The organism is Fimbriimonadaceae bacterium, assembly GCA_019454125.1.
In the GTDB taxonomy this organism is placed as follows: Bacteria; Armatimonadota; Fimbriimonadia; order Fimbriimonadales; family Fimbriimonadaceae; genus JALHNM01.
Genome location: CP075365.1, coordinates 1,045,395 through 1,067,980 on the forward strand (window position 1 = coordinate 1,045,395; position 22,586 = coordinate 1,067,980).

At 63.4% G+C, this 22,586-nt stretch carries 21 protein-coding genes; 11 read left to right on the forward strand and 10 right to left on the reverse strand.

All coding sequences use genetic code 11. The features are described 5' to 3' along the window. Positions 1-27: 27 nt before the first annotated feature. The 3 genes from KF733_05175 to KF733_05185 all read right to left on the reverse strand — a co-directional run bounded on the left by KF733_05175 (position 28) and on the right by KF733_05185 (position 3,589). Positions 28-852, reverse strand: coding sequence for a prepilin-type N-terminal cleavage/methylation domain-containing protein (locus KF733_05175; GenBank protein QYK56873.1), 825 nt, complete (start codon positions 850-852; stop codon positions 28-30). A 41-nt stretch (positions 853-893) separates the two neighbouring features. Further along, positions 894-2,204, reverse strand: a complete 1,311-nt coding sequence (locus tag KF733_05180; GenBank protein ID QYK56874.1) for a hypothetical protein — start codon at positions 2,202-2,204, stop codon at positions 894-896. Positions 2,205-2,299: 95 nt separating this feature from the next. After that, entirely contained in the window at positions 2,300-3,589 is a 1,290-nt protein-coding gene (locus KF733_05185) for a hypothetical protein (protein QYK56875.1), read from the reverse strand. 107 nt (positions 3,590-3,696) lie between these two features. On the opposite strand from KF733_05185, the gene KF733_05190 reads away from it, so the two are divergent. The 7 genes from KF733_05190 (at position 3,697) to speD (ending at position 12,154) form a co-directional block, all read left to right on the forward strand. Then, positions 3,697-5,643 carry a hypothetical protein gene (locus KF733_05190; GenBank protein QYK56876.1) on the forward strand — a complete coding sequence of 649 codons (1,947 nt, stop codon included), beginning with the start codon at positions 3,697-3,699 and terminating at the stop codon, positions 5,641-5,643. A gap of 234 nt (positions 5,644-5,877) precedes the next feature. Further along, entirely contained in the window at positions 5,878-7,125 is a 1,248-nt protein-coding gene (locus KF733_05195) for a type II secretion system F family protein (GenBank protein ID QYK56877.1), read from the forward strand. 126 nt (positions 7,126-7,251) lie between these two features. Further along, a complete protein-coding gene (locus KF733_05200; protein ID QYK56878.1) occupies positions 7,252-8,517 on the forward strand; it encodes a sigma-70 family RNA polymerase sigma factor in 1,266 nt (421 codons plus the stop codon). 123 nt (positions 8,518-8,640) lie between these two features. Next, on the forward strand, positions 8,641-9,312 hold the full coding sequence (locus tag KF733_05205) for a RibD family protein (GenBank protein QYK56879.1): 672 nt from the start codon (positions 8,641-8,643) through the stop codon (positions 9,310-9,312). Then, positions 9,302-10,504 carry an ABC transporter permease gene (locus KF733_05210; GenBank protein ID QYK56880.1) on the forward strand — a complete coding sequence of 401 codons (1,203 nt, stop codon included), beginning with the start codon at positions 9,302-9,304 and terminating at the stop codon, positions 10,502-10,504. Before KF733_05205 ends, KF733_05210 begins: the two co-directional genes overlap by 11 nt. Further along, positions 10,501-11,163, forward strand: a complete 663-nt coding sequence (locus KF733_05215; protein ID QYK56881.1) for an ABC transporter ATP-binding protein — start codon at positions 10,501-10,503, stop codon at positions 11,161-11,163. The genes KF733_05210 and KF733_05215 overlap by 4 nt, the downstream gene beginning before the upstream one ends. A 385-nt stretch (positions 11,164-11,548) precedes the next feature. Next, positions 11,549-12,154 (forward strand): adenosylmethionine decarboxylase, encoded by a 606-nt coding sequence (gene speD, locus KF733_05220; protein QYK56882.1) that lies wholly within the window; start codon positions 11,549-11,551, stop codon positions 12,152-12,154. 103 nt (positions 12,155-12,257) lie between these two features. On the opposite strand, the gene KF733_05225 is transcribed toward speD, so the two are convergent. Then, complete coding sequence (locus tag KF733_05225) at positions 12,258-13,370, reverse strand: PD40 domain-containing protein (protein QYK56883.1); 1,113 nt, start codon at positions 13,368-13,370, stop codon at positions 12,258-12,260. 107 nt (positions 13,371-13,477) lie between these two features. Between KF733_05225 and KF733_05230 the strand changes: the two genes are divergently transcribed. From KF733_05230 to KF733_05240, 3 genes are all read left to right on the forward strand, one after another. Further along, positions 13,478-14,257, forward strand: coding sequence for a hypothetical protein (locus KF733_05230; protein QYK56884.1), 780 nt, complete (start codon positions 13,478-13,480; stop codon positions 14,255-14,257). A gap of 110 nt (positions 14,258-14,367) precedes the next feature. Beyond that, entirely contained in the window at positions 14,368-15,309 is a 942-nt protein-coding gene (locus KF733_05235; protein QYK56885.1) for a hypothetical protein, read from the forward strand. Positions 15,310-15,352: 43 nt separating this feature from the next. Beyond that, complete coding sequence (locus KF733_05240; protein ID QYK56886.1) at positions 15,353-15,673, forward strand: hypothetical protein; 321 nt, start codon at positions 15,353-15,355, stop codon at positions 15,671-15,673. Between the two features lie 61 nt (positions 15,674-15,734). Here KF733_05240 and KF733_05245 read toward each other — a convergent pair whose 3' ends face one another. From KF733_05245 to KF733_05270, 6 genes are all read right to left on the reverse strand, one after another. Next, positions 15,735-16,823 carry a SurA N-terminal domain-containing protein gene (locus KF733_05245; GenBank protein ID QYK56887.1) on the reverse strand — a complete coding sequence of 363 codons (1,089 nt, stop codon included), beginning with the start codon at positions 16,821-16,823 and terminating at the stop codon, positions 15,735-15,737. Between the two features lie 130 nt (positions 16,824-16,953). Then, complete coding sequence (locus tag KF733_05250; GenBank protein QYK56888.1) at positions 16,954-17,736, reverse strand: FliA/WhiG family RNA polymerase sigma factor; 783 nt, start codon at positions 17,734-17,736, stop codon at positions 16,954-16,956. An 11-nt stretch (positions 17,737-17,747) separates the two neighbouring features. Beyond that, positions 17,748-18,008: a hypothetical protein gene (locus tag KF733_05255; GenBank protein ID QYK56889.1), complete on the reverse strand. Its 261-nt coding sequence runs from the start codon at positions 18,006-18,008 to the stop codon at positions 17,748-17,750. A gap of 92 nt (positions 18,009-18,100) precedes the next feature. Then, on the reverse strand, positions 18,101-18,871 hold the full coding sequence (locus KF733_05260; GenBank protein QYK56890.1) for an MBL fold metallo-hydrolase: 771 nt from the start codon (positions 18,869-18,871) through the stop codon (positions 18,101-18,103). Beyond that, positions 18,871-19,479, reverse strand: a complete 609-nt coding sequence (locus KF733_05265) for a hypothetical protein (protein QYK56891.1) — start codon at positions 19,477-19,479, stop codon at positions 18,871-18,873. The genes KF733_05260 and KF733_05265 overlap by 1 nt, the downstream gene beginning before the upstream one ends. A 176-nt stretch (positions 19,480-19,655) precedes the next feature. Next, positions 19,656-20,999 (reverse strand): hypothetical protein, encoded by a 1,344-nt coding sequence (locus KF733_05270; GenBank protein QYK56892.1) that lies wholly within the window; start codon positions 20,997-20,999, stop codon positions 19,656-19,658. A gap of 39 nt (positions 21,000-21,038) precedes the next feature. On the opposite strand from KF733_05270, the gene KF733_05275 reads away from it, so the two are divergent. Continuing rightward, a complete protein-coding gene (locus KF733_05275; GenBank protein QYK56893.1) occupies positions 21,039-22,451 on the forward strand; it encodes an SLBB domain-containing protein in 1,413 nt (470 codons plus the stop codon). Positions 22,452-22,586: the final 135 nt, after the last annotated feature.

Genomic DNA, 22,586 nt, shown 5'->3' on the forward strand with positions numbered 1-22,586 from the left:
TAGCTAGATTCTCGGCGGCCGAGCGGCTCAGGGCCAGTCCGGATAGATATCCTTGCGGACCGAGAAGTAGGGGCGCTTAAGCTCCTTATAGGTCATACGTCTGGCCCGGCTATCGGCCCAGAGCGTCATCGCGCCCTCGCGATGAAGAAAGTTGAAGTGCTCTATGAGGGATTGGGAGCTCGGAGGCGGCCCGTCCCAATCATAAACCTGTAAGAAGACGCAGGCCGGCGCCCAAGCCCCGTGTTCCCAGGCGACGAGCGTCTTGACGGGATCGTCGATCTCGCCGTCGTTCACGCCTTCGGAAACGTAGTAGCGCGGACCGACAAAGCGGGCGTTCTTGGCCCCAGGGCCGTACTCGTTCAGGCGGGCGGCCGGGTTGCGCCGGTAATAGGCAAGGGTGCTGTTGCTTGCCTCGTTGTTGAAAAAGTTATAGGCGATTACCATTTGGTAATTGCCGGGAGAAAGGGGGCAACGTTTGATCTGGTGGTTCTTAAGGTAGGGGTCGATCTTTCCCGGCGCAGGGCTTTTTGTGGCGGGCCGGTCCATGTCCCCGTACCACCCGCCACGGAGGGCCCCGCCCGTGTTGTCATAGCCGATCCAGGGGTTTTGGGGCGGGTATCCGGGAACGTTGATCGTGCTTGCACCAGGAGCCCAAAAGTCCGAATGGTCCGTGCGATAAAGCTGGAGCCCGATGCCGACTTGCCGCATGTTCATCATGCAGGTCGTTTGGAACGCCGACGCTTTGGCGTTCGCAAAGACGGGGAAGATGATCGCGGCGAGGATCGAGATGATGGCGATCACGACAAGCAGCTCGATCAATGTAAAGGCGCCTGAGCGGGAGGGGCGGCGCATAAGAATCAGTATCCCTCACCCGGTCTTGCCGACACAACTTCTTATACGGGCGCAGCCTTGACTTTCGTCCGCGACCATGCGCCAAAAAGGACGGAGAGCTCGGCGAACTGCGCGGCGAGGACGGCGATGGCGGCGACCAGCACGCCCGGCATGCTCGCGGCGACCCCGATCGCCAGCAGCAGGGCCATGGTCAGGAGGGAAGCGACCGTCGACGTGAGCCGGACCTTGGTGAGGCGCATCGCGGTCAGTCCGCCGCGGACGAAGGCCACTGCCGAATAAAGAAGCGGCAGGATGGCCGTCAAGAAAATAGCGAGGTGTGCCCCTTGGACGTCCGCCTCAGGCGTGCCCTGCACGTGGCGCAGGAAGAGAATGTCGAGCCCGGTTACGCACAGCAGGAGCGTCAGGCCCGTCATCGCCGCACCGATCTGGGTGCAGAAGCGGCGCAAGACCGGCTCCGCGCCCTTGTCGTGGTAGAAGCGGATCACCACTTCGGGGAGCGCGAAGGTCAGGGTCCGCATCAAGAAACCCAGCCCCGTGCTGTTTTGCCAGGCGGAAAGGGCGTGGACCCCGTCTGGGAGCCGCGAGAGCGCGCCGCTGATCAGGGGGCCGGTGGCGATCTGGATCATGGTCGCGCCCGTCAGAGGCAGGTGGAAAGCGGTCAGGGCACGCATATCGAGCTCGACCGCGTCGTCGGGATCCTTCTGTTGGGCCAGTTGGCGCAGGGCGGGGCGGGCCGCCCAGTGGATGAAGAGCGCTTCCGCGATGACGGCCGCGGTGAGGGCGCCGGCCGCGACGACGATCCCCGTGAACTGGCGGCTCGCGAGCATGCCAAGGCCGACCGCCGTGATGGTGACGAGCCGCACCATGGTGCCAAACCCGATCATCCGGGTGATGCCCGAGCGGATGAGCACGCCTTGCAAGTGACGCCGCCAGCCGATGGCCGGGCTCCAGGGGATCATGATCGCCATGGGCAATCGGGCCGCCTCGGCGACCTCCGGCTTCAGCGCGAGAACGCCGTAGGCGATGACGTCGTAAAGGGGGGTCAGCGCGACCAAGGCGTGGGCCGCGCCAGTCCACAACATCAGCAGGAGGGTGAAGCGCCGGATCGCGCCATAGGTAGCGCGGCCCCGGACCAGAGTCGTCGCCGTCGAAAGAAGGTCGATGACCGGACTTTCCAGGAACAGGGCGAGCGCGAACAGCGGCTGGAACGCCGCCATGTTGACGGTCGGATCCGGCAGCCGGTTGATGTAGCTCATCGTGACCGGCCCCTCGACCGCCATCAGCAACCAGCTCAAGGCAAGGGGAAGGTAGACCGCCCAGACCGCGCGGCTCGTCAATGTCTGGGAGGTCACAGAGCGCAAAGTACCGCAGGCGCGGCACCGGTTCCGCCGCCCTACCAGGACGCGCGCAACCCCGATCCAGCACGCTTCGCCCTAGGCGGGAGCCTTCAGTCGTCTCGATGGCCGCGGAAGGTGTCGGGCCACTCGTTGTCGCCTTTCCCTTCGCTAAAGAGCCACGTCTTGTTGAACGCGATCTTCTCGCTGGCGCGGTCTTTGGCCTTTTCGATCGAGGCCAAGTAGACGCTGTTCTTGCCGAACTTCTGGTTGATGCGGTCTACCGCCCGGCTCATCTCCGCCCGGGCGATCGTGTCGTCGAAGAGCGAAGGGGTGAAGCCGGTTGGCTCGGCGAGGTGGGTGAAGGTGACGCCGACCTTGATCGGCCCTTCAAAGTCGCGTCCCTCCCAAAGTTCCAGCAGCCGTTCGGTCACGGTGACGCTGTCCTGGGTCGGGGGGAGCGGCCCCTCCGCGTGCCACGACCTCTTGCCGCTCACTCCGATCGAGATTCGCTGCGCCCAGAGTCCGTTCTTGCGGAGCCGCGCGCTGGCCTTATGGGCGAGCCGGAGCAGCACGTCGCGGCAGCCCTGGTCGGTGCGGAGCTCCGGGGCGAGCACGTTCGAATGCCCCAGGCTCTTGTTCGTCGCGTTCTCGCGGTCGAGTTGGTAGCCGCGGAGCAGGTAGTACCACCGCTCTCCGCCCACGCTGCCGAAAGCCCGCCGAAGCTGGGCCGGCGAACGGGCCAGCATGTCGTCGCTCGTGAAGATCCCCGCGCCCTTCAGGCGCGCTTCCGTCCGGGTGTTGATCCCAGGGAAGGTCGTGAGCTTGAGCCCCTTCAGCCGGTCGGGCAGCTCGTGCGACTGGATCGTGGCCAGTCCGTCCGGCTTTTCGAACTCGGTTGCGAGTTTTGCCAAGAAGCCGTTCGGCGCGATGCCGATGCTACAGGACATGTTTTCGGCGACGCGCTCGCGGATCGCCTTCTTCAGTCTCCGTGCGATCGCCTTCGCTTCCTCGGGCTGGCGTTCCTTGCCGATCAGTTGGAACCGCATCTCGTCGATGCTGCAGACCTTCTCGATCGGCAGCACGTCCTCGCACACCTCGAGCACCCGGTGGTGGTAGTGGACGTAGAGCGGGGGCCGGGCCTCGACCAGAACGAGGTCGGGACACAACAGCTTCGCCTCGCCGACCCGCGTGCCCGTCTTGATCCCGAACCGCTTGGCCTCGTAGCTCGCGGCGATCGCGAAGGTCGTGTCCGCCATGAGCGGCACGACGATGACCGGCCGCCCGCGCAGCTCCGGCCGCTCCGCCTGCTCGACGCTGGCGAAGTAGGCGTTGAGGTCGAGGAAAAGCGCCCGCAAAGGCCGCTCGTCCTTGAACTCAAAAGGTAGCCGCGCGTCTACCACACCTCATTATACGCCTGCGGCTCCCCCCAAGGACCAGCTTAGCTGGACATTAAGGCAGGGCCGGTAGCCCGGAGCGTCGGCGGGGCGGGTAGGTAATCTCATACCTCATGCAGATCGCCGTCCTGCCCCTGAACGCCGGGCCTGACACCCGTCCCGCCTTGGCCCGCCAGATCTCGAACTTCGCGTGCGAGATCGCCCGGAACGTGACCGGACAGGAGATCCACGCCGTCAACTATCTCGCCCAATACCAGGACGAGGGCGTGCAGCGGGTGGCGATGGTGAACCCGAGCGAAGCCCTGAACGAGCCGGAGATGATCGGCCAGTTCTGGCAGCAGGCGCCGATGGAGACCTTGATCGACGGCCTGCTGAACGAGCGTGACGGGGCTGGATCCATGATCCTTCGCGTCTACCAGCGCCCGGAGACCGAGCCGCAGGAGACACAGGAGTTCGACTTCATCGGCGGCGCCCTCTTCGCGCCCGTCCGCGGATTCGTCGAGACTTTGCTCCGGTGCTACGGCGCTTCACTGCCGGAGCAGATGGGCGACGACATCGGCCTCTTCGGCACCGAGAACGCGGAGGCGTTCGCGGAGTTCCTGCTGGGATTCGACGCCGTCCAGTATATCGAAAAGGCGAACGGCATGGTCGCCCGCGAGTTCAACCCGCAAGGCGCCTATGAGTCGCTGGAGAAAGCCATGGCCCTCGACCCGGACTGGGAGGCGCCGTACCTCGCGCTCCTGAACCTGGCACGGCTTTGCACCCAGTTCCGCATCGGTGCCGGAGACGCGGCCGAAGCGGCCCTGAAGAAGGTGACCGAGACCGAACCGGACGACCCGCGCGGCTTCTATGCCTTGGCCGAGTTCTACGGCGCGGTCAACAACCTGCAGGCCTCTGCCGACACCCTGGAAAAGACCCTGGTCAAGCTTCAACAGCACGCCGCCAAGCTCCGCAAAGAAGCGGAAGGGGCCAAGGCCGTCGGGGACGTCGAGGCCTCGCAGAGCCTCCTGCAAGAAGCGGACCAGACCGACCGGGACCAGTCGCCCGTCCTCGCCCGCCTAGGCATCGCCCAGATGAACATGGGCATGCCCGCCAACGCGGAGCGGAACCTGCGAAAGGCGGTGGAGAACGAAGGGGAGGACAAACCGAGCCTCGCCCTCCTGAGCCAGGTCCTCACCCAGACTGGTCGCGCCCACGAGGTGCCGCCCATGTGGAAGGAGCTGATCGACAAGTCCCCGCAGAACGCGGTGGCCCATGTGAACTACGCCCAGGCGCTGATGGCCAGCGGCAACCAGGACGGGGCGACCCGCGCCCTGGACGTCGCGCTAGAAACCCTGGAAGACACATCCTTCGTCAAGAGGTTCTACGCGCCGCTCCTCGCCCAAAAGGAGGAGTTCGACCGGGCGATGGACTACTACGAGGACTACCTCGACGAGAACCCGACCGACGTGCAGGTGATGCTCGAATACGCCCAGACGCTCCAAAACGCCAAGCGTGAGTTCGAGGTGCCGCAGGTCCTCAAGAATGTGCTGTCCGCCAATATCGACCCCAACACCAGGGCGCAGACCCAGGCTTGGCTGATCGAGCTCGAGCAGAAGAACCGGGTGGAAGCGGTGCGGGCCGCCAGCGAGAAGGTGGAGTCGGGCGACTTCCAGGGCGCGGTCAACGAGATCAAGCCGCTACGCAACTGGCTCGCCGACTACTGGAAGATGTGGGCGATCCTGGCCGCCGCCTACAACCGGCTCGGCGAGTACACCGAGGCGGAACAAGCCGCCCACCAGCTCCTCAACATCTTCCCGGGCTGCGAGCCGGCCTACAACGAACTGGCCAACGCCCTCGGCGGGCAGGGCCGGAACGAGGAGGCCTACAACGTCCTTCGTGCCGGTATGCAGAACGTCCAGAACTCCCTGCCGATCGCCGTGAACTTTGGCCTGGCCGCGAAGCGGACCGGCCGCGGCGATGAGGCCAAGGCCATGGCCCGGCAGCTCCGCGAAGCAACGCGGGGACAGGAACAACCTGGGCTGGGAGAACTGCTGGACGAAATGGAAAGCGACCTCTGAGGAGCCTCGCTGGACCCAGGGCTAGCCGGGCCGGAGACCCCCGGCAAGCTTTGTAGTCCCCGAAAATAAGGAAGGGGCTTTCGCAACCGTCCCGTCCGAGTCCAAGCCTCCTGCAGAGGCTCAGCTTTTCGCCGTATAAAAGCTAAAGTTTTCAACTTTTATTAGCTTTCTCCAAGATCGCGAATCTAGCAATCCGCCCTGGGGAAGCGGCTCCAGAGGTTCCGACAATCCTTGTTGGGAAAGGGTGGCCAGGACGGCACCCTGGAGCACGGCAAGATGCCACACTATGCTTACACTGCGGTAGATCGGAACGGTCGCCAAGTCAAGTCCGTCATGGAGGCGGAGAACGAAGCCCTTGTTCTGAGTAACTTGCGCGAGAGCCAGCTTCAGATCCTTGACCTCAGGGAGACGAAGAAGGGCGCCGGCATGAAGTTCGGCAAGAAGAAGATGAAGCCGAAGGCTCTGGTCGTCTTCTCCCGGCAGTTCGCCACGATGATCGACGCAGGCATCCCGATCCTGCGCTGCCTGGACATCCTGACCTCGCAGACGAAAGACCCGACGCTGAAAGAGGCGCTCGAAGGGGTCCGCTCCGACGTGAAGAGCGGCGCGACCTTGCACGAGGCGATGGCCAAGCACCCCGTCGTCTTCAACAAGCTTTACGTGAACATGATCCGGGCGGCGGAGCTCGGCGGCATCTTGGACACGATCCTTGACCGCCTCAGCGGCTTCCTGGAGTACGAGGCGGAGGTCAAGGGCAAGATCAAGAGCGCGATGATGTACCCCGTGCTCGTCCTCTGCTTCTCGCAGCTTATGCTCTTCGTGCTCTTCAGCTTCGTGCTTCCCAAGTTCAAGGACATTTTCAAAGGCATGAACGTCGAGATGCCCGCCATGACCGCCATGCTCTTCGGCATCGGCGACTTCATGTCCGGCTTCTGGTGGGTGATCCTGCTGGCGATCGGCGGTGTGATCGTCGGCATCAAGATCTGGGGGGCCACGCCGAAAGGGCGCTACCAGCTCGACTTCTTCAAGCTCAAACTGCCGATCATCGGCGAGCTTACGCTCAAGATGAGCGTGGCCCGTTTCTGCCGCACGTTCGGCACGCTCATCAATAGCGGCGTCCCTATGATGCGATCCCTGGAGATCGTTGGAGAGACCCTGGCGAACGCCGTCTTGGCGCAGGCCATCGACGACACCAGGGCGAGCATCCGAGAGGGTCGCAAACTCAGCGCTCCGCTGGCCGAGTCCGGCCTCTTCCCGTCCATGGTCACGCACATGATCGACGTCGGCGAAGAATCGGGCCGCCTCAGCGACATGCTCGTGAAGGTCGGAGACTTTTACGACCAAGAAGTCGAATCGACGGTCAAAGGCTTGACCTCGATGATCGAGCCTATGCTTATCATCTTCCTCGGTGGCGTCGTCGGCTTCATCGCCATCTCCGTTATGACCCCGATCTTCTCGATCGTGAATAACGTGGACAAATAATCCGCCCTGACGGCGGTCGCCAAGTACAAAAACAGTTTCGCATTGTCCGGGATGCTTTCTAGTCCAAGGATGGACTGACTGCGCCCCCCTGACCAGACAAACAACGACTGATCGAAGGAACGAAGAATGTCGGAATCTATCGCACAAAGCCGGGTTGACGGAGAACGCCTCGTCAAGGACTATGTCGCTGACCCGCGGCCAGACATGAAGGACATCATCATCGTCCACTATTCGACGATGGTCGAGCGGATCGCGCGCCGCTTTAGCGGAGTGGAACCGTTCGAAGACCTTGTCCAGGTCGGCTATATCGGACTGCTCAACGCTTTGAGCAAGTTCGACCCCTCGGAGGGCGTGAGGTTCAACACCTACGCCACCCACCTTGTCGCCGGTGAGATCAAACACTATCTCCGCGACAAGACCCAGATGATCCGCCACCCAGCCTGGGTGCAGGAGCTGCGCCAGAGGCTGAACCGGGCCTCGATCGAGCTGCAAGCCCGCTATGGGCGGGTGCCCTCCCATCGGGAGATCGCCGACCATTGCAAGGTCAGCGAGCAAGCGGTGCAGGAAGTCTTGGCGGCGCAGGACCTGTTGCGAGTTGCCTCGCTCGACACTCCTATCCTTGAGGACGAGGAAGGCGACAGCGACCTCGATAAGCTCGAATCGGGAGGCGGCAACCCTGTGCCGGTCGAAGACCGCGTCGTGCTGGAAGCGGCCATGCGCCAGCTCCGAGAGCTTGAACGCGAAGTCCTCGTCATGTTCCACTTCGACGGGCTGAGCCAGACCGAGATCGCGACGGACCTCGGCATCTCGTGCAACTACGTCTCACACATTCTGCGCCAGTCTGTCTCCAAGCTCCGCAAGATCCTGACGAACGAGGAGCGGGCCGACCGCGCCCTGCGACCGGAGTCGGACCACGCCCAGGACGTCCTATGCCCCGAGACCGGGGTCTATTCGAGCCACTATTTCAAGGGGCGCCTGACTGAAGAGGCGCACCGGGCGGCGGCCGGCGAAGGCGAGGTCGCCACGATCATCGTCCGCTTTGACGGCCTTGAGTCCTTGCGCTCGTTCTATGGCGATGACAGCGTCCGAGACTTCCTTGTGGACGCGGGGGAGTATCTCAAGGCCTGTGTCCGTGGACTGGACGTTGTGTGCCGATATGACAAGACTGGCTTTGGCATCGTGCTCCCGCTGACGGGTGCGAACGCCATCGTCGTCCGTCAGAGGATCGAGGCGCGATGCCAGCAGTGGGTCGCCTCGCGCCTGGGCCCGATCGGTGGCATCTCGGTTTTCGTCGGCCACGCGTTCGCCCCGGAGGCGGGCAGATCCTACCAGGAGCTCCTCGCCGTCGCCCTCTCCGAGACCGGCCGGCCCGAAGCGCAGAAAGCCGCCTAGCGGGAGGGCCGTTGGGCCTGTTACAACAAACTCCGGTTTGTTTCGAATCATAAAGATGATCGTGGCCCGGCCGTTCGGTCGGCCCGACGTCTTAACGAGATGCCCTCGAACCTAGCCAATCCCGTGTACGAAGGGCTCTCGTTTCCCGATCCTCCCGCAGACCGGCCCTACGTCTTCCTGAACATGGTCACGACCATGGACGGAAAGATCCTCACCGGTCCGCGAGACGAGCACGTCATGGACCTCGGCAGCGCCGTCGACCATGCGACCATGCGGTTCTTGGAGGGCCAGGCCGACGCCGTCATGATCGGTGCGGGCTCGTTGCGGGCGACCCCCGGGCTCTGGTACGGGGGGCACCTCTACCGCTTTGTTGTGAGCGGATCGGGCGTCGTGCCCGAGACGGGCCGCTTCTTCACGGACGCGCCGGACAAGGCGTTCATCGTGACGCCGGCGGGCCGTGGGCAAGGCCGCGAGAACCGGATAGAGAGCCCAGGCGCCACGGTCGACTTCAATGCGCTGCTTAACCAAATGGTGGGCCGCTTCGGAATCCGGCGCCTTCTGGTGGAGGGGGGCAGCGAGCTGAATGCCAGCCTCTTCGAATCGGACCTGATCGACGACGTTTTTTGGACGGTCGCGCCGAAGGTCAAGCTGGGTCGCGACGTTCCGACCATGGCCGACGGCGACCCTTTGCCAGGTCGCCAGACCTTGGCCTTCCGGCTCGTCGAGTCCCACGTCGTGGGCGACGAGCTTTTCCTGCGCTATCGGCGCGACCGGGAGGCGGCGGATGGCGGTTAAGGAGCAGAGCGCAGAGGGACCGGCGGCCGACCAAGTCGAGTATTCCAAGGCGAACCCCCTCTCGCCGACCGTCTTCCTCCGGCGCAATTTCGCCAAGACGGCGCCGCTGGTCGCGGTCATCGTGCTCGCCGTGATGCTGATCGCGGGGATCGTCTCCATCATGAACTCGATACCGCTCTCGATCCGGACGACCTACGGCTACAGCCGCAACTATTTCGGGGTCTCGCCGCGGGGCGACAACGCCCTCACGCCGCGCCTGCGCTCCATCATCGAAGGCGAGGCGCCCGTCCCGATCGAACCCATCATGGTCTGCAGGGCCAGCGACTGCGAGGTGAAGAGCATCGTCGGGCCATGGCGCTTCGTGGTCCTTGGGCTTGGACATGAGGACATGACCCGGTACATCGACCGCCTCGGCGGGGCGAAAATCGAAGGGCGTCTCCCAATGGGCGGCGAGGCGCCGGAGGCGGTCGTCAGCGAGCCGGTCGCTCGGAACCTAGGGCTTAAAATGGGCGACACCATCCTCGGCCCGGACAATCCGGACTCCTATTCGCCGAAGGAAGTCCGCGTGGTCGGCATTGCCCAGATGGACTCCTGGATGATCTTGGTGCCCATTGAGTATCATCGCGCGAACCACTTTCCGCCCATCGATCTGATGATCGTCATGGCGAAAGACCCCAAGCAGCAGGGGAGGCTCGACAAATGGGCGTTCGACCGGTTGCAAGGGGAGAGGGCGCGGGTCTTCGCGTTTTTCCGACTGGAACGCGAAACCGACGAGATGTTCAGAATCCTCTACTCGATCCTGAACGTCGTAATTGGGTTACTCGTCGTCGTCATCACCATCATGATGGCCATGTTGATCAACATTTATCACTCCCAGCGGCTTCAAGAGTTCGGCCTGTTGCAGGCCCTGGGCTACACGCGGAAGTGGCTTTTGCGCCGGACGCTAGGAGAAACGGCCCTTGTTGTGGTGGTTGGATGGTTCCTTGGAGTCATTTGCGCGTTTGGATTGTTACAAATCGTTAAGAGCATCCTGATGGATCCCCGAGCCTTTATGCTGGATCCCTCCGATCCGGCCGCGTTGAGCTACACGCTGCCCGTCCCGGCGGCCATTTTCCTGGCCGCTGCCTTTTCGGTCGTGGCCCGTTTCCGCCATGTCGACCCCGTGAGCATCGTCGAGAGGAGGCTCGCTTGATCGAAGTCAGCAACGCCTCTTTGGTCTATAAGGACCAGGGGAGGAAGATATTCGCCTGCCGCGAGCTAGACCTCGAAGTGCGGGACGGCGAGTTCCTCGGCATTCTGGGCCCAAGCGGCAGCGGCAAGTCCTCGCTGCTCTATCTCATGAGCGCGTTGAAGGTGCCGACGAGCGGCGACGTTCGCTATAAGGGCCGGTCCTTGACCGAGATGTCCGAGTCCCAGCGGGCCAACCTCCGCCTCACCGAGTTCGGCTTCGTCTTCCAGTACCCGTACCTCCTGGGCTATCTCTCCGCCCTGGAGAACATCGTGGTCGGCACGCCGGGCCCGCCGCGACGGAAGGAAGCGATCGAACTGCTAGAGTCCCTGGGACTCGCCCACAAGAGCCACCGGCTCCCCCACGAACTGAGCGGCGGGGAACGCCAGCGGGTGTGCATCGCCCGGGCCGTCCTTGGCGACCGAAGCTGCGTCTTTGCCGACGAGCCCACCGCCAACCTCGACCACGAGAACGGCCATGCCGTGGTCGATATGCTCGTCGCCCTGCGGGGCAAGGGAAGCCTTGTCATGGTCACCCACGACCCCGAGATGCTTCAGAAGGCCGACCGGATCATTAGAATCCGGGATGGAAGGCTCGACGAAGACACGGCCATTCCGGCCTGACGGCGCGTGGGCCGGCCGGAGCCGGGCTCCTGGGCCCCCGGGCCCAGTACGCTGAACATCGGCACGAAAGTTGCCGTTCTAATGGGGACGTCGCAGGATTTTCGACCATTTTTCCCAAGGTTGTTGACATGGGAAATGCGGGTCGGTATCATGCGGCACTGCGCCCAAGCCATCGGTTTTCCCGGTAGCCGGCGCCAAGAGCGGAACGCCTCCTTCCTGGTTTACCGGAGGAGGGGCAGGTTGAGTGGACTGGTGCGTGACGTACGGCGGTTCCTCAGCATGGCGGGTTACACGAACGGCCCGCAGGCTATCCGTCTCGCTGTTCGGTACCGCCGTGAAGGGGCTCGTGTTCTTCCGGCATGACGGAAAAACGAGGAAAACTTGATTGGCTACCACTCTTATCATCCTGGGTAGCGCGTGCCTGATGGCCGCGCTCGCACCGCTTTCGGCCCGGCCCCTTTCGTGGCTGGACCGATTCGCCCGCCGCTTTAACCGCCGCGATATCGTCGCCGAGCCGCCGCGCATCAAGAACGACGCCGGCTGGCACTTGATCCACAGCGAGAACGAGGAGGACTTCCGAGGATGGCTCGGCAAGGACAGCGAAGGGCTGCCCTTCGAGCCCGGCGAAATGCCGTCGCTCGGGTCCCACCTTTTGGTCGAATTGTTCGGCTGCGACCCCGAGACGCTCAAGACCGAGTCCGTCGTCGGCGAGGCGATGCGCTCCGCCGCCGTCGAAAGCAAGGCCACCGTCGTCGAGCAGTCATTCCACGAGTTCAAGCCTTGGGGCGTGAGCGGCGCCGTGATCATCCAGGAGTCGCACTACACGATCCACACCTGGCCGGAGCACGGCTACGCCGCCGTCGACCTCTTCTATTGCGGGGGCACCGTCCACGTCGATCAGGCGGTCGAAGTGCTCCGCAAGCGCTTCCAACCGAAGCGCATCAAATTCTTGGTCGTCCGACGTGGCGTCCAGAGCGAAGTCGAGGCCTGACCAGGCCTCTCTACAACCATACTCCCCGCGCGGCACGGCCACGCGGGGAGTATGTCATTGTCGCCCCCCGGCAATGGGGTGACGCGAAGGCGCGGAGCCGCGCCTAGTCCACCCAGTCGGCCACAAAGATGTTCGTTTCGTGGGGAACGGACCCGTGGCGGTTCGAAGCCCAAATCAAGCGCTTGCCGTCCCGGCTGACCATCGGAAAGCCGTCGAAGTCGGGCGTGAACGTGACCTGCTTCAGCCCCGTTCCATCAACGTTGACCACAAAGAGGTCGAACTCGCGGCCCTGCGGGTCGTGGTGGTTGCTGCTGAAGATGATACGCTTGCCGTCCGGCAGCAGGAACGGCGCGAAAGAGGCGCCCGGCAGGCGCGTGACCTGGCGCTTGTTGCGGCCGTCCGCGTCCATGATCCAAACGTCCATTCGCGAGGGCCGGACAAGGTGCTGGTCGCGAAGGCTCTTGTACTCGTCGGTCTCGGCCTGGCTCGTCAACGGGCCCCTGCGGTAGACGATCTTCTTGCCGTCCCAGCTGATGAAGGGGCCGCCGTCATAGCCGACCGCGTTGGTCAAGCGCTTGATCTTGGTGCCATCCAGGTTTGCCCGGTAGATGTCGATGTCGTTCTCGAAGTCGCCGGTGAAGACCATAAACTTGCCGTCCGGCGAGATGGTCGTCTCGGCCACATAACCGTTCTTCTTGAGGACCGCTTCCGGGGCGCGCCCTGAAGGCGCCGTCATCGAGACACGGTAGAGCGCGAAGTCGGGGTTCACCCGCCAGACGTAGCCCTTGCTCATATCGACCGCCTGTTGCGCCCCTCGGTTGCGCTCGTGGGTCGAGCTGAAATAGAGCCACTTTCCATCCGGCGAAAAGTAGCTGCAAGTGCAGCGTCCGAGCCCGGTAGAGCGCAGGGCCTTCCTCGAACCGTCCGCGTCCATCGTAAAGATCTGTTCGTCCGGGTACCCAGGCTGCCGGGTCTGGTAAGTGATCTGACGGCCGTCCAGGCTCCAATAGGCCTCTGCGTTTTGGCCGCCAAAGGTGAGCTGGCGAATGTTCTTAAGGTGGGTTTCCTTGGCGTCCGGCTTCCAGGGCTTGTTATCCGGCCATTCGGCCATGGGTCTCGCCTCCTGGGGCCCTTCGGGCAAATAGGCGTGGCACGAGCAATCGGCGACAGTCGGGCTGGCATGGGAACCTAAGGCGCAGAGCGCCAAGATGAGCATGGCTTGAAGCTACCCCCGGGCTCCCCGGGCGGGCTTTGCCCTCGTGCCGGAGCCTTTGCGCGCCTGACGAACCCGCAAGGGACGGTTCCGCGTCAGAATAGGGGGTGTTGCCCGTCCTCTTGTGCCTCTGCACGTTGGTCATTCAGGATCGCACGGAGTGGTTCCCAGACCATCGCGTCGTGACCCTGCCAGCGAACACCTTTGCCTTCCAAGAAGGAGGGACCCAGACCGTCAAACTGGTCGCTCTCAGTTCGGGGAGCGGGGACGTGGTGACCGTCTGGGCGCCCGACGGCAAGCGGCTGCCGGACCTACCGGAGGGCCACACACTGACGGAAAAGGGGACGGAAGCGGTCCATGCCCACTTCGACGTCACGGGCCCGCAGAAAGAAATCGAGAAGGCGCTCGACTTTGAGCGGACCGAGCAGACCGGGCCAACTCTTGCCTCGACGTACAGCTGGTCAGACGACGTCGGCCGGGCCACCCTCGCCTTTTCGCCGAGGGACCGTGGGGCGCTAGACCTGAGGGTTCGTGTGCCAATTGAAGAGCGGTGCGTGGCCCGTTATCCGTTCGCCACCGAGAAATGGACGCAAGACTTCACCGAGGGCAAGGTGGAACTCGTGACGGCGAAAGAAGAGGCCGAGGGCCTTCTTGTCAAGGTCAACTTGTTCCTCGGCGAGCGAGATTTTCCGACCCTCAAGGTGGTGCTGAACAACGGGAGAACCCTTAGGGGGACGCACACCGGCAAGGGCATTCAGGCCCGCCCTGGCTGGGTAGAAGTCGAAGCTGTCTTCGAAGGAGTGGGGAGGCAGGACGTCAAGGCCGTTGAATTGAAGGTGATGGACGCAGTGACCGTGGTCTTTCCCGGCGTGCGGCTTTCGCCCAAATAGTCGCGCAAACGGCCTGCCCGCAACGTCCGGCTCGCCCTCCTCCTGACCCGCACAAGCCATCAGGCCGCATCGGAGAAGCGGGCTGCGGAGCCGGTATCATGTCGCGTCCCATGAGCGAGCGCCTCTTCAGTCAGAGCACAGGAATGTTCATTGCGGAGACGCACACCGAGGGCGTCACGTGGTTCTTCAGCGTCGACCGATTCCTGGTCGAAGGCAAGTCCCAGTATCAGCAGTACCAGATCGTCGACATCCCGGTTTGGGGCAAGACGCTCTTCCTCGACTACAAGATCCAGTCGAGCCTCCTCGACGAATACGTCTACCACGAGAGCATGGTCCAGCCTGCCATGACCACGCATCCGAACCCGAAGAAGGTTCTGGTCTGCGGCGGGGGCGAGGGCGCGACGCTCTGGCAGGCGCTGCGTCACAGCACGGTCGAGGAGGCCCACATGGTGGACCTCGACGAGGAACTGATCCAGTGGGTGAAGGTGCACATGAAGGAGTGGCACCATGACTGCTTCGACGACCCCCGTGTGACGCTGGTGCACCAAGACGCGCGCAAATGGGTCGAGGACCACAAGGGTTATGGTTACGACGTGATCCTCAGCGACCTGCCTGGCCCGCATGAAGGTTCGCCGGCGAGGATGCTCTATACCAAGGAGTACTTCCAGCACATCGCGGAGGCGTTGAGCGATGACGGGGTGTTCGTGCTCCAGTCCGGAGCGTGCAACGAGACCTATCCCTACCTGTTTGCCCAAATCCACGCGACCCTCGGCTCGATGACGGACACTTTCGCCTTCGTCCGCGGCTACTACGGGTTGGTCACCACGTTCCAGATGCCCTGGGGCTTCATCCTCGCGAGCAAGAGGCACGACCCGGCCGCACTGAGCGTGGACGAGGTTGCGGCAAGGCTCGGCCAACGAGGAGTCGCCAACCGCTACGCCACCCCGCGGTTCTTCCCCGCGATGTTCACCCTCCCCGAATACATGTTGCGGGCGATCGAGGAGCACGGCAAGGTCTTGACGGACTCCGAGCCCTTCCTTTGGACGGCGTGACGGGACTGGTTTTCGATCCTGGTACCCTCCGCACCTGGGAACAATGAAGTTTCGAAAACTCTACTGGGTCACCGAGCAGGTGGGGGAATGCGGGTGCTCGACGGTTGCAGGTGTCTATACGTCGATTCACGACCTCCTGAACCGGGGCGTACGGTGGATGGAAGGCATCGAGCACGACCACAGTTACCGCATCTCCTTGGTCCAGCTCGATTCGATCCAGAAGCCGTTGGGCACGTGGTCGGCGCCTGCCTTTGACCACCTTGAGAACGACTTGCAACACTACGTGCAGACCAACGAGATGACGGAAAGCGAGATCCTGGAGCTCGGAACCGGGCTGCGCAGGTTCTATGAAGAGAAGGCGTAAATGAGAACGGCCCTCGGCGGAAGCCGGGGGCCGTTTTTCTCTGTCGCTGGACTGGCCGGCTCTAGCCGCCGGTCCCAGGGATGGCCGAGTCGTCCTTCGGAGTGACGCCCGTGGTGCCCGTTGCCGGCGTCGAGCCCGACTTCTGGTTCGCGGCCTGGTCGGCCTGGGCCTTCAGCAGGTCGGCGAAGCGCTTCCAAGCTTCCTTGAGCGATTCGCGCTTGACTTCGATATTGCTCTGGCGGACGCGGTCCACGAGCCTGGTGCGGAGGTCGTTGGCCTTGTTGCCCTCTTGGAGGGCGAGGCTGCGCTTGACGTTCTCAAGTCGCTCCTTGGTCTTTTCGATCTCCTTCTCCGGGTTCTTGGAGTCTATGTAAAACTTCGCCCAACCCTCGGTGAAGCGGATCCAATCGGTCGCCTGCCCCTGGCTGGTCTTTTCGACCTGAGACCGGAGGTTTTCGGCTAGGCGCTCGATAGGCAGTGGGCCGCGCTCCGGCAGGTACTTGCCCTCGACGAGGGCCGCGCTAGGAGCCTTGCTGTACCGGACGGCCACGTCCTTAAAGGACTGGCCGGACTTCAGCGCTTTGTCCGCTTCGTCCCGCTCGGTGGGGGTCGTCGCGAGGATCCAGCTCATCTCGACCTTGGCGGGATCGACGAAGGCCCGAGGATTCTCCTTGAGCCATTGCTCGACCTCTTCGTCCGTCACTTGGATGCCCTTGGTGATGAGCTTCTCTTGGACCAAGCTGAACATGACTTCTTGTCGGATCTGGCCGATCGTCATGCCGCGTGCCTGATAGTTCCGGATGAAGTTCGGGTCGAGGTTCTTCTGGAACTCCAGCTCGGCGTTCACGTCCTGCTCGGAAGGCATCATGTTCTCGTCCTTCGCCATCTGGAAGAGGACGGTGCGGGACACCAAGTCCTGCATGGCCTGGAAAGCCAGGGTGTCGGAAACGGGGAGCTCAACGACCTGGCCCTGCACGAAGACGCGGGCCGTCGGCTTGACGCCGAGGTAGGAGTTGAACTGGTCGATCGTGATTGGCTCGCCTTCGACAGTCGCGAGAGTCTCCCCTCCGCCGCCACCGCTGTTGCACCCCCCGAGAAGTGCGAGGGCGGCAAATGCGCCCAGAACCAGAAGGGAGTTCGTCCTTGTCATCATATTTCGTCGCTCGTCGAATTCTTGAGTCGGCGAGATCGTACCCGCCCATTAGCCCCCGCACCGGGGACGGGAGGTTCAACACCGCCGGGAGGGCTTCAAGTGCCCGGAATCTTTTGCCGTTTGAATCTTATGCCACTTGGGCGGCGCCGTGGTCCCGCATGTAGGTGCGGAGCCGTCCCATCGCCTGGGTGTGCAGCTGATAGACCCGGCTTTCGCTCACGCCGAGGACTTTGCCGATCTCTTTGAAGGTCAGCCCTTCAAAGTAGTAAAGCGCGACCACGAGGCGTTCGCGATCCGGCAGGTGGTCGACACCGCCTGCCAGGATGCGGCGAAGCTCTTTGCCCTCGACCTCGCCGGACGGGCTCGCGTCCTCGTCCACGATCATCTCGATGAAGTGGATGTGGTCCTCACCGTCGTGCCCGCCTCCCACCACGTCGTCCAGGCTATAAACGCCGGTGCGGCTGATGCGGACCATAAGGTCGCTGATTTCCGACTCCGACAGGCCCATGTGGTCGCTAATCTCGCGGACCGTGGGCGGTCGGCCCAGCCGAGTCTCCAGGGCGTGCTGCGCACGCTCGAGCCCTTTCAGCTTCTCGCGGATGGAGCGGGGCACCCAGTCCTCGTCGCGGAGCATCTCTAGGATCGCGCCGCGGATCAAGGCGATCGCATAAGTCTCGAACTTGACGTCCCGGGAGGGGTCGTACTGGTCGACGCTCTTAATGAGGCCGATCACCCCGGCGCTCACGAGGTCTTCGCGGTCCAGGCCCCCGGGGACGTTCGCCACAAGGCGCCCGGAGGTGATCTTAACGAGATAGGAATAGTGGTTAATGAGTTCGTCGCGGGCCCGCTGGTCTTTGTACACCTTGTACTCGACCCAAGCCCGCTGCAACTGGTCATGTGAAATTGCCATGATGTCCTCCCCTAGGCCGCAGCCTTCTCTTCGTCCGACACTTCGGTGGCCCCCGGCTTCAGAACCTCAAGTTCGACGACCGTATCGACGTCCGAAGCAGGGAAAAGGGCGCACCAGAGCCCAGCCAATGACCTTCCCACTAGGTACGCGATACCTCCACGAACAAGGCTTGTGACAGGGTCGACCCCCGACATGAGGCAGGCCGTCAACGCTGCCAAAGCCATGAGGCCCGAAGCGAGCTGGGTCGCAAGGGGCACGGGCTTCCGCTTCAATTCGGGATCCTCACCACATGAGTTCTCGGCACTACGCCCCGGCTTCTTTAGCCAAGATATCCAGTAATTCGTCAGGTTTCCGAGTTTGGGCCCTAAAGCATTAGACGAAGGCCGTCATAGGCCAGGCGAATTGAGGCCGGAAGTCCCAATTCGACCTCATCGTGGTCATAGTCGTCGCTCAAATGGGTGAAGTAGGTCCGCTTTGCCCCCAGCTCTTGGGCGACCTCCACCGCCTTCTCGAAGTGGAAGTGGTTTGGGTGCGGTTTGTAGCGGACGGCGTCGAGGATAAGGTCGTCCAGGCCGAGTAGCCGCTTCCAAGCCTGCGGCGGGATGTGTCCGACGTCGGTGACGTAGGCGAAGTTGCCGACCCGCAGCGCCAGGACGGGCAAGGGGCCGTGCTCGACCCACAGAGTCTCGATCTCGAGGCCCCCGAGCGAGACCACGTCCGGCACGTCGTGCAGTTCGAACCGCGGCACAAAGATGCCGGGGGGAAAGTCTTCGAAGGCGTAGGGAAAGAGTCGGCGGATGTCCTCTTGGTATTGGGGCGCCGTGTAAATGTCGATCGCTCGGCCGTACTTCAGGCAGAGCGACCGGAGGTCGTCCATGCCCATCACGTGGTCCGCATGGGTGTGGGTGATCATGACCGCCTCAAGGTCATAGATCTGCTCCCGCAGCATCTGGAGCCGGAGCTCCGGAGCGCAGTCCACAAGGACGTTGCCCGTGGGGCCGCAGATGACGATGGAGGGCCTCGTCCGGTGGTTCTTCGGATTCGCCAGGAAGTGGGGCGGGTAGTGCTTGCCCAGCGAGGGGACGCCGTTGCTCGTGCCGGATCCCAGCACGATAACTTCGCCCCGGCCGCCCATCACCCCTCGAACGACTTCTCCATGACCTTCACTGCGACCAGGGTGCTGGGAATCTCGGCGTATTGGCTGATGCGCTCGATGCAGCGCGCGAAGTTCCTTTCGGCAAGGTCGTCCGTGATCGGCGTATCGAGCAGGGCGTTCGCCACGATATCGACGGCGTCCAAGAAGAACCGGGCCCGGTTCTGAGGGAGCGACCGGTTGGGCGTCTCTGAGTACTTGCGGCTCAGCTGCTCGTAGATCCCTTCCCAACTAGAAGAGCTTTGCACCTGGGCTTTCGCCCGGGCGATCGCTTGTTCTTGGAGCCGTCGCTTTTCGCCGTCGCGCTTCTTCTCCGTCTCCCAGTCGGAAAGCGTGGTGCCCTCGATGACGCGCAGGGTCACGGCAGACTCGACGAGTTTGCCGACTTCCGTCTCGATAAGACGCCGTGTCTGCGGGAGGCGAAGGTGGCCCGCAAGTTCGGTCTCGGTAGGGGGAAGACCAAGTACGAGGACGCCGTCCTCCAGCGCCACAGGCTTTGCCGCGTTAAGCGCGGCCCAAACTCCGACCCCCGTGACCGCCCTCCGGATATCCGGCAGGGTCTCCGACCAAACTTCGGCGAGTTCCGCCATTTAAGGCATTATGACGGAGCCCGCCAATTTCCGGCCCGGCGTCCGAGGGGCAGACTCAAAAAATGAACCGGGCTGCCAAGATCTGGCGGCCCGGTTTTCGATCGAACTCGCGGTGCCTTACGCCTTCTCCCGGCGGCGAAGCAGGCCGGCGACGACGAAACAGAGGGCGGCCATGGTCACTCTTCCGCGTAAACGACGCGGCTCCGCAGGATCCACCACGAGCCTAGCGCGAGCGCGAGCGCGCCGACCGCGCCAGAAAGCAGCCCACGGCGAGGCGCCACGGGCCGCGGGTTTTCGTCCGGCGGATCAATGACCTGGTAACGGGCAGGGTCGCGCTCTTCCGTGATGCGCGCCTGTTCCAAACCGATCCGGTTGCTCGCGAGCAGCCGCATGGCGTTCTCAAAGTCGGCCTTGGCCCGCTGGACGGCGGCCGCGTCAGACGGAGCTCGCTTCAGCATCGCCTCGAACTGGCTCAGGGCCGCTTCGTAGGTCTTCACGGCCTGGTCGAGCGCGGCGAAGTCCGCCTCCGCGAGCGCGATGGGCGCGACGAACCGCTTGTCGATCCCGATCTTGATCTGATCGACAGTCCGCTCGGCTGTGATCTTCGCCGCCTCTGCGGAATCGACCGCCGCCTTGAATTCTGGACTTTGCTCCGTAAAGGTCTTCTTTGCGTCCTCCAGCGCGATTCGCCGCTTCGTCAGTTCTGCGGCCAGGCTATTGATCGCCTGCGAGAGCCCGGCTTGGCCGCCCAAAGCCTGTAGCGCCTCCTCCTTGTCCTTGGTCTCCATCGCCCGGCGCAACGTGGATTCGATCTCCCTCAACTTCTGCTGCGACGCGTCGCGGGCGGCCCGCGCCTCCACGAGGTTCTTGAGTGAAGTCGTGAAAAGCTCTTGGAGCGCGTCCTGGTCTGTATAAGGATGCTCGCGCATCACTTGAGTCAGCCTGTCTTCAGAGCGGTCCACCACTCGCTCGGCCTCCTTGACCCGCGATTCCAGCACCTGGCGGTTCTTTGCGCCCAGGTTCAAGGTGAGCCGAACACCTTCCGAATCGAGGTGCCCGATGAGGGCTTTGCCGATCTCTTGGGCCAGCGCCGGAGACTCCACTTGGACCGAGATGTTGACCATGCCGTTCTCGTCCTGGCGGATGCCGACCTTGTCAGATAGCTCGGCGGCGGCGTCCATGCGCGAGAGCTTCCACGCCTTGTCGAGCTCGAGTTTATCGACCACGAAAAGGCGGCAGGTCTTGCTCTTCAAGATGCCGATCGCGGTCTGTGGGCTGCTCCCGATGACCGGCGAGGAAAGACCGCCCGGCGCGGCATAGAGCGGCGAGTCACCTGCGTTGGCCGGGGAAGAGGAGATCGTCTGGCTCAGCAGCAACTGGGGCGCGCTGGAACTCGCCGGGAAGAATAGCGAAGCCTGGCTCTGATAGACCCTGGGAAGAAAGCCCGTGAACAGATAGGCCAGCGCGGCTGCAACACCGGAAACGGCGACGACGACGACGACTTGACGGCCCAAGCTCATGAGGCGGTGGCCCCGCGGGGACGGGAAGCATTATCGCCCATGCTGTTTTTTGTACGGGACGCGCACTGGGGCCCCGGTATCCTGTCGCTTGTGCTCGGTGTCGTGTTGGTCGCCATCGTTGCGGGGTCGTCGCTGATTCAAGACGCTCAGCCCGTGCGAATCGTGCCCGGTGACAAGTTAAAGCTCGTTACGGCAGGTCTTCAGGAGTACAGCGGTGACTTCACCGTCGCCTCCGACGGCACGATCCAGATTCCCGTCGCGGGTTCGGTGAAGGTCGTGGGAATGACGATCGAGGAAGCGCGCGTCACGGTGGAAGTGAAGGTGAGACAATACGTGCGGCGCCCGGTCGTGTCGCTCGTCCTCACCGAGCAGGCCGAGCGGTTCGTCTATATGGTCGGCGAAAACATCCCGACCGGCCCCGTGACCTGGCGCCAGGGCCTCACCCTGCGGCAGCTCGTCTCCTCGGTGCCGAACCTTGCCGGGCTCGACACCTACGACGCGAGACTCTACCGCCCGGGCGAACCTTCGAGGCCGATCGACCTGAAGGAGCTCTTCACCCCCGGGAACGAGCACCTCGACGCGCCCCTTACCCCGGGGGACGTGGTCTCGTTCCTCCCTGCCGCGGATGTGCCGGTCTGGGTCTTGGGCCAGGTTAAGCTCCCGGGAGAGGTGAGGTTGCGGCCTGGCGGGACGGTTTCGCAAGCGATCGCGAAGGCGGGCGGTTTCGAAGAGCGCTCGTACCTGCAACAGGATATGTCGGTCCAGTACCGCACCAAAGGCGGATCGATGACCATGAGCCTGAGCGACGCGCTGAAGCGCGACGACTTAGTGCTTTCGGCGGGCGACAGCGTGACAGTCCTCGATCCCGCGCTCGTGAACGTGACGGTGGGGGGCAAGGTCGGAAACGCCCGCCTGCTCAACCTGCGGGAAGGGGCGACGGTCGGCCAGGCGATAGAGGCGGCGGGCGGCGTCCAAGCAGAGGGCAGCCTGGAGCGCGTCCTCGTCTTTCGGAACGGCGAAGCCACTCAGTACGACCTTCGCGACCTCGCCCGGGGCGAGGCAAAGGTCGGGCCCCAGGTGCGGCCCAACGACTTCATATACGTCCCCGAGAACCAGCGCCAGATCCGCGTCCTCGGGTTCGTGCTGCGGCCCGGGCGCTTCCCGATGCCCGACGCGCGCGACCTCCGCTTGGACGACGCCCTCGCCTTGGCGGGCGGTCTCAACCAACGCGGCACACTGCGCCGAGCTGTCGTGGTGCGCGCCGATTCCTTTGGTCACCTGGCCGGGCATAGGTATGACCTGGACCGGTATTTGCGGGACGGTGTGGGAGACCAGAACCCTCTCCTCCAGCCGGGAGACGTCGTCTATTTCGACAAGACGCAGACGACGGATTGGGCCGATTTGCTTAGGATCCTGCAGTCGGTCTATTTCTTCGACCGTCTGTTCGATTAGGTTTGGACCGCCCCTAGGTAGAATGGCTAGCGCCGGGAGAGGGCCACGGATTGCACCTTCGGCGAGTTGGGTTGGCAGGCAAGGATGTCAGGCGAGACTGGATCGGTCAGGCAACGTCCGAGGTGGGTAAGTATT